This is a genomic window from Bradyrhizobium jicamae, assembly GCF_001440395.1.
Classification (GTDB): domain Bacteria; phylum Pseudomonadota; class Alphaproteobacteria; order Rhizobiales; family Xanthobacteraceae; genus Bradyrhizobium; species Bradyrhizobium jicamae.
On sequence record NZ_LLXZ01000086.1, the window covers coordinates 1 to 6,416 of the forward strand.

The window sequence follows — 6,416 nt, forward strand, 5'->3', positions numbered from 1 at the left end:
GATAAGCTAGACCCTTTGGAGGTGACGACGGCGCACAAATGGGCAGATGATAGCCCATTCGCCACGCCTATTTCCGAGAGAGGCCCTTAAACGAACTCGCTCGCAGCAAGCCTTCCGACGTGATGTCGCGGTATTCGACATCGGCAACGAACGTTGGCTCAACCCAAGTCGCTTTCGGCTTCCTGATAGGCTTGGTGAGCTTGGACTTGGGGCTGACGACAGTATCAAGCTGCTTCCTGATCTGGCTGGAGACCGTGCGGGACCATCCGGTGCCCACCTTACCCATGTAGACGAGGTCTTTGCCTTCCTTCTTACCGAGGTAGAGCGCAGCTACACCGCTAGGGTCTTTGACGAAGCCAACGACGGGAAACTTCTCCCGCTGGACGGTTTTGATTTTCAGCCAAGCCTCGTTACGTTCGGAGCGGTAGGGCGCTTGCGCGTTCTTGGAGATGATGCCTTCCCAATTCAGTTTGGCGGCGTGCTCAAACATCTCCTGTCCGTCTCCGGTGAGATGCTCGGAAAATAGTATAGGAAGTTCGATGTCGTTTTCGCCGAGCAGGTCCAGCAGTACTTGCTTGCGCTCGATTTGCGGGAGCTTGCGCAAGTCGCTGTCACGCCAGAGCAGGTCGAAGGCGTAGTAAACCAATCGATCCTGTCTGCCTGCGGCCAGCTCCGCTTGTAGTTCTGAGTAGTTGGTTCGACCTTCATGGGTGACGACCACTTCGCCGTCGATGATGGCTTCTCCGGGAGTGTCCAGAGCGGCAGCGATAGACGAGAAGCGTTTGGTCCAGTCCAGCCCGTTGCGGGTGTAAACCTTCTTCCTTCCGCGGTTGAGATGGACCTGTATGCGGTAGCCGTCGAACTTGATCTCGTGAAGCCATTGCTCGCCCTTCGGCGCTTTCGACTTCAAGGTTGCCAGCTGGGGCTTAATGAAGCCCGGCATCTGAATACGCTTCGACACAACACGAACTCACGAAAAAGCCCGCGGGAAAGCGGGCATCTTCGCGCAGTTCTCAAAAAACTCGAACAATCTAGGGGACGTGATCCTTCCTGCCACCACCAATGCTATATGGCTTGTTGAGAAAGTAATCGCGGTTGCCGAGCGCCTTCTCCGCGTACTGATCGATAGCGACCGTGATGGCCTGGACGTGCTGGTAGCACCATCCTTCCCGCGTCGCTAACTGACGGACTTCGGCCAGCGCCTTGATGAAAGGGGACGAGGCAGCGTCGTCTTGGAAATGCTTCACCACTTCCGACCTCCCAGCACTTTCCCTTTGGTCGGTCCGGGCGGATCCTTCTTCAGTCGGTCGCGCTCCTCACAAAGTCTATCGATGTTGTGCAACATTCGATCCAGCAGCGATACGTCACCGGTGCTGGCAGATTGGCTTACGCCACCAGCAAGTAGATGATTGCGCAAGCGAGGATGAGAGCAGCAGCCGAGCGCAGGGCAGCCGGCAAACAGACCTTGCAGGCTGAGATTTGGCACAGACTGCACATGCCCTGCGCCATGGTCTGGGCTAAGATGGGGATGATCCCTGTCGCTGGATCGTTTGGTTGGCACGTGTGCTGGCTGCACACGGACTGCACCGGCGATCCTGAACCATCACGGTGACGCGATGAAAGTCCGCGAGTTAGTGACCATCCTTCAGGCGCTTCCTAATCAGGACGCGATTGTCGTGATTGGAGAAGGGGACGACGATGAAAGGTGGCTGATTGTATCTGGAGTGGTTGAGCGCCGGGTTAGACGGATCAACTCCGACATCGCTGGTCCGGGTCAAGAACCGGCTATAGAGATCGTCTAGGCTGCTACAGCCAGAATAGCGCAATCACAACAATAGCGACCGGGAGCATACCCGTCACCACCACTGCCAAGATGAAAAGCCATTCCCGCACCACCAGCCGACCGTACACTGATCGGCGGTTTGCGCGACGGCCAAGTTATCCCGGCAGCTATGCGATCACGGCGAAGTAGTTCTACCGGCGAACAATCGTTTGCTGACGCTGATCACCTCATCAAACTGGTCCGCACCGGGACAATCTTTCTTCCACGATGATCCCTCTCACGTCTGGCTCTTCCAGACCGTCAGCGCGAACACACTCGCAGGGCATACCCGCTCCGCATTGACAGCCCAGTTCCTTTGTCCACGCCCGCGTGGGGTGCTTCTCCCACACCCAGCCGATACCGAGGCAGATCTTGCAATCAGGGTCCATCATGAAACGAGTTGGACCGGCTGGCGTCGGTATGCATCGATTGCGTAGTTAGAAAGAACGAGCCTGTGCCGTTCTCCGCACCCGACCCTTTTGATGATTTCATCAAGCAAGAAGTTGGCAGACCAGTTCGGCTCCCCGAGTTCATTAGTTCTCTCAAGGACACTCCAGGCAATGGCGAAGGACTGCTCTATTAGGTCAGTGTCAGTCATGCGGGTAGAACGAATCCGCAACCGCAGTGTTCCTAGAGGCGGGCACGCCCGTCGATTACGAAAGCACTAACGAGGCTGACGAAAAACCTGACACGAATGTCGGGCTGATCGCAAATATGCCTCTAGGATCGATAATGCGGATAGCAGACCAGCATCCGTCCGAGCCGTCTGCGCACAAAGTAACAGAGGAACAAGAATGGTTGGGCAGTCACGTCTCGGAAGGCTGATGAACCAAAGTCCCTCCTCCCGATTGACGTGATTGGAGATGCGATTGAGGTTATTGGAGGTGCTGCATGTCGAACTTCGTGACCCTGTTGGTCGAAGACGATGCGTTGCAGCGTGAGGTGCTGGCCGACGTACTGAAAGACGAAGGGTTCGAGGTGCTCGAATGCACGACCGGCGAGGCTGCTGAACTGATCATCGCGTCAACTGGAACCGAACTGCAGGCGCTCATTACTGACCACAACCTAGCGGGCAAAATGTCAGGGACCGAACTCGCCCACTTTGCCCGCGACCGACACCCGCATCTGAACATTGTCATCATGTCCGGCACCACCGTGAAGCCTATGCCGGTTGGTACGGCATTCTTGCAAAAGCCTTTCTCTCCCGAGCGGCTGCTCGATATGGTTCGTGAGTAACAAAGCGTGGGGGCCTCGCTGATCGTCGTCGGTATCGCCAGATGCAGCCTTGGCGCCTGGACCTCGGCGCTCCGATCGCGTGTTACCTGTTGGCGGTCGCGATCACAGGCTCGTAGTCGTGTCTCTGATGTGCTGAAATTCGTCTTTGCCGCTGAGATCTTGCTGGTGCTGGTAGCTGCTGGCTGGCTGCCGAGATCGTTGCTCTGCGACGCGCGCTCAAGAAGCGCCGTCACGAACTACACGCGTCATTTACGGACGGTGGCAACAGGGCTGCGTTAGGATCGAACTCATCGGGAGGGGACTGCGGGCTGGCCTGGGAGCTTCGATTTCCCGCTCTCCCACATCTCCTGCATCAACATGAACATCGTCTTGCTCAAGGCCTGCGCTTTCTCTTCTACGGCGCGCTTAGCCGAATCTAGAGCAGAAAGCCGTTGTTGAAGCTGGGCAATTTCTTTGTTCCGATCCTTTCCGCTCGCGCTCAAATCGGCAACTTGCTTCTCGAGAGAGACGCGTTCCTTATCAAATAGTTCTCGTTGAGAGTTTATCATGGATAAGGCTCGGTCATATTGCGTTTGGTTCAGCACTTCGTTTTGTGCTTCGACTGCCTTCAACTGAGATTCCAGGGCCTTCGTCTGCAAATCGCACAGTTTTATTCCGACCGTCAAGACCACTGGAATGCCGAGTATCACGCCGACGTCTCGAACTAGCGCGGCTATCGAACACAGGTTCAACGGGCATCGCGCCGGCTCGATCGGTAAGAAGATCGTGTGAAGAGGCCGCCAGCAAAAGGCGGCCTCCGGTTCAGGTATTCAAGCTACTCTTGCAGACCATCAACAGCAAACGACCGGAACGTCGCGTATTTTTCGCCAACTTTGCGAAGCTCGACATATTCTGGCTTGGCCCGCCAAGCTTGAATTTTTTCCATACTATCCCAGACCTGAACGACCACGCGCTTCGGCGCGTCCCCATCAAATGCGGTCACCTTTCCTGTAGTTGAGGCGGATCCGCCAATAGCCAAGAAGCGTCCGCCGGCTGCCTTGATGATGGCCTGAACCTTCGGAGCGTACTCTTTTGCATACGCATCCGGATTAGTTACGTCGATTTCTGCCACGAAATAGACCGGTGGCTTTGCCTGAGCGTGAAGACTTTGAACCGCGAGAGCGCCAATCGCGACACCTGCGGTCACTGCCACTGCGACTTTGTAATTTGATCTCATGGCATTCCCTCCTAGTGTGTGCAATTGCCCCCGAGGCACGCGTTGAATGTGCCTCAGCGACGGTGGAATCAAACGAGCGCTGTGGATGTGAACCGGCTCACATGGGCGGATGCAAATTTCTGAGATCGACAGCGCAGATATGTAAGGAATCTTGTTAAGTCCGAGTTGGACACCGTTCCATGGTGAAAGGTACGACCTGGGAAGGCTGCCCATAAACGGACCATCCTGACTGCGCCAGTCGCAGGACAACGGTGCGACTACCCTCTGAATGTAGCGACCCAGGACTCTGAGTACAGAGACTCGTACGAAACGATGACATCCAGTTTCCTGAAGGCATCCGCGAGGCGACATTGTGTGGTCTTATCCAACTCAGCAGATAGAAGGCGCACGCTCTGACCGGGGCGCATTGCTGAATTGGTTATCGTTCCGTGGGACAATCTGAGACCGGCAAGTCCCGGCTTTGAGAGGGCTTCCTTCCAGCCCTCTTCGTCGTCCTTCAGCTCATCACCTCCTACCTTGATTGTGCAGTTTTTAACCGCCGCCGGACCCAATCCTTCATTGGTGACGTCCAGGCCGTAATAGCCCTGTGAGCCCCCGAGGTGTTGTCGTATTGCCAGCAGCGGTCTCACCGACATCTGGTCATGGAGACGTTGCTCGCGGTTACTGCGACGGTTCTCGATCCCCTCCCAGACCGCAATGCCAAGTGCGGCAAGGGCGATGATCGCAATTGCGGCGTTCACGTAGAGCTCGGTCATGTTGAATGTCCTATATCGAGGACCGGCACGGAGCATTCCCACAAAGGCGCAAAATCAATCGCTCACTCCGACGCTAAAACATATTTGGTTACCAGCCAATTGCGAACGCGGTCAAAATGCAGGCACATCAGAACGGCAGAAGAGGGATACCCTTGCCGAGACGATCTCCTTCCATCGATGAATTGGGGGCAAGCCCAACTCTAGCGAGCCGCGACGTCCGCAGTGGGTCACAAACGGCGGTGGCGGCGAGCATGGACCGGCGTCCGGTCTGCATGTATCAGCCGACATGACAATGGCTTAGGCGCTGCTCTGCTTGGGGCCAAATGGCGACATCATCTATCTTTCGCATTAAGATAGCCGCATGCAGAATTCATCGGGCATCAACGCCGTCATCAGAAAAGTTCGGGCCGAAGACGTCGAGGGCTTCCTAGCTCTCGAAGGCGATCCAGAAATACACGAAATGTTCGGTGGTAGCCGCGAGACATATCTGCCCACGACAAGAGAGGCGGCCGAAGCAACGGTCAAACGCGTGTCCGACCACCCGTTCGCATGGGTGATCGAGCATGAGTTCCGAGTGATAGGCGAAGCCCGCCTCGATCGCGTTGATGGGCAGGATCGGCGCGCTTCCTTCGCCATCGGCATTCTAGATCCCCGGTGTCTCGGCAAAGGCATTGGAACGGATGCGATGCGCCTCGTCCTTCGATTTGCCTTCGAGCAGTTAAAGCTACACAGGATATCGGTGCGTGTGCTCGCGTGCAATCACAGGCTATTCGTGCCTACCAAAAGTGTGGCTTCCTTATCGAAGGTTATGAACGAGAGGCCGCATGGGTTAACGGCCAATGGCATGATGATGTCATCATGGGGTTGCTCGATCGAGAGTTTCGCTAATCTCGTTTCGGCTGTTATGATTGGCCAACGCGGGAGGCTAACTTGCAGCATACGGTGATTTTTCACATCTGTTCATCCGCGTTGTGGGCAGAAGCGAAACACAATGAGTATCGCTGCCCGTCGTTGGAGAGCGAAGGCTTCATTCATTGTTCGACGGCTGATCAGGTCGTCGAGGTGGCCAACTATCTATTTCGAGGCAACCGCAGTCTTATACTGCTCGTTATCGATCCAGAGCAGGTAATCTCGCGCATTCAGTACGAGGATGCAGGCAACGGTAAGCTCTACCCGCACATTTATGGCCCTCTTAATCCCCGCGCTGTCATTGCGGTCGAGCCATTTGAACCAAGCGCAGACGGAACATTTTCGTTGCCAAAAGGCTATGCTTGATCACTCAGAGAATCTCCGCTTTGGGTCACAAGCCGACGTTGGGATTCCATCCGAGCTTGGTCCGCTCCACCCCGGAAAGCAGACGTCGGTGAACCGATCTGCCATGTCGGCC

The 6,416-nt window shown here is 55.8% G+C and carries 8 protein-coding genes; 3 read left to right on the forward strand and 5 right to left on the reverse strand.

Translation table 11 applies throughout. The annotated features are described in order from the left end of the window. Positions 1–67: 67 nt before the first annotated feature. Positions 68–961 (reverse strand): non-homologous end-joining DNA ligase, encoded by an 894-nt coding sequence (ligD, locus tag CQ12_RS13610; RefSeq protein WP_347337424.1) that lies wholly within the window; start codon positions 959–961, stop codon positions 68–70. A gap of 70 nt (positions 962–1,031) precedes the next feature. Then, positions 1,032–1,250: a hypothetical protein gene (locus CQ12_RS13615; protein WP_057835820.1), complete on the reverse strand. Its 219-nt coding sequence runs from the start codon at positions 1,248–1,250 to the stop codon at positions 1,032–1,034. A gap of 1,463 nt (positions 1,251–2,713) precedes the next feature. On the opposite strand from CQ12_RS13615, the gene CQ12_RS13635 reads away from it, so the two are divergent. After that, complete coding sequence (locus tag CQ12_RS13635; RefSeq protein ID WP_057835824.1) at positions 2,714–3,058, forward strand: response regulator; 345 nt, start codon at positions 2,714–2,716, stop codon at positions 3,056–3,058. A 287-nt stretch (positions 3,059–3,345) separates the two neighbouring features. Here CQ12_RS13635 and CQ12_RS13640 read toward each other — a convergent pair whose 3' ends face one another. The 3 genes from CQ12_RS13640 to CQ12_RS43705 form a co-directional block, all read right to left on the reverse strand. Further along, the gene (locus CQ12_RS13640) at positions 3,346–3,747 is read right to left on the reverse strand and encodes a hypothetical protein (RefSeq protein WP_157088194.1); all 402 of its coding nucleotides are present in this window, start codon (positions 3,745–3,747) and stop codon (positions 3,346–3,348) included. 125 nt (positions 3,748–3,872) lie between these two features. Next, entirely contained in the window at positions 3,873–4,274 is a 402-nt protein-coding gene (locus CQ12_RS43700; RefSeq protein WP_057835826.1) for a DUF1330 domain-containing protein, read from the reverse strand. Positions 4,275–4,531: 257 nt separating this feature from the next. Then, positions 4,532–5,029, reverse strand: coding sequence for a hypothetical protein (locus tag CQ12_RS43705; protein ID WP_057835827.1), 498 nt, complete (start codon positions 5,027–5,029; stop codon positions 4,532–4,534). A gap of 361 nt (positions 5,030–5,390) precedes the next feature. Here CQ12_RS43705 and CQ12_RS13655 point away from each other — a divergent pair, with 361 nt between their 5' ends. Together CQ12_RS13655 and CQ12_RS42200 are read left to right on the forward strand one after the other, a co-directional pair. After that, positions 5,391–5,975 (forward strand): GNAT family N-acetyltransferase, encoded by a 585-nt coding sequence (locus tag CQ12_RS13655; protein WP_347337425.1) that lies wholly within the window; start codon positions 5,391–5,393, stop codon positions 5,973–5,975. After that, the gene (locus tag CQ12_RS42200; RefSeq protein ID WP_198164143.1) at positions 5,960–6,304 is read left to right on the forward strand and encodes a DUF952 domain-containing protein; all 345 of its coding nucleotides are present in this window, start codon (positions 5,960–5,962) and stop codon (positions 6,302–6,304) included. The genes CQ12_RS13655 and CQ12_RS42200 overlap by 16 nt, the downstream gene beginning before the upstream one ends. The last annotated feature ends 112 nt before the right edge of the window (positions 6,305–6,416 follow it).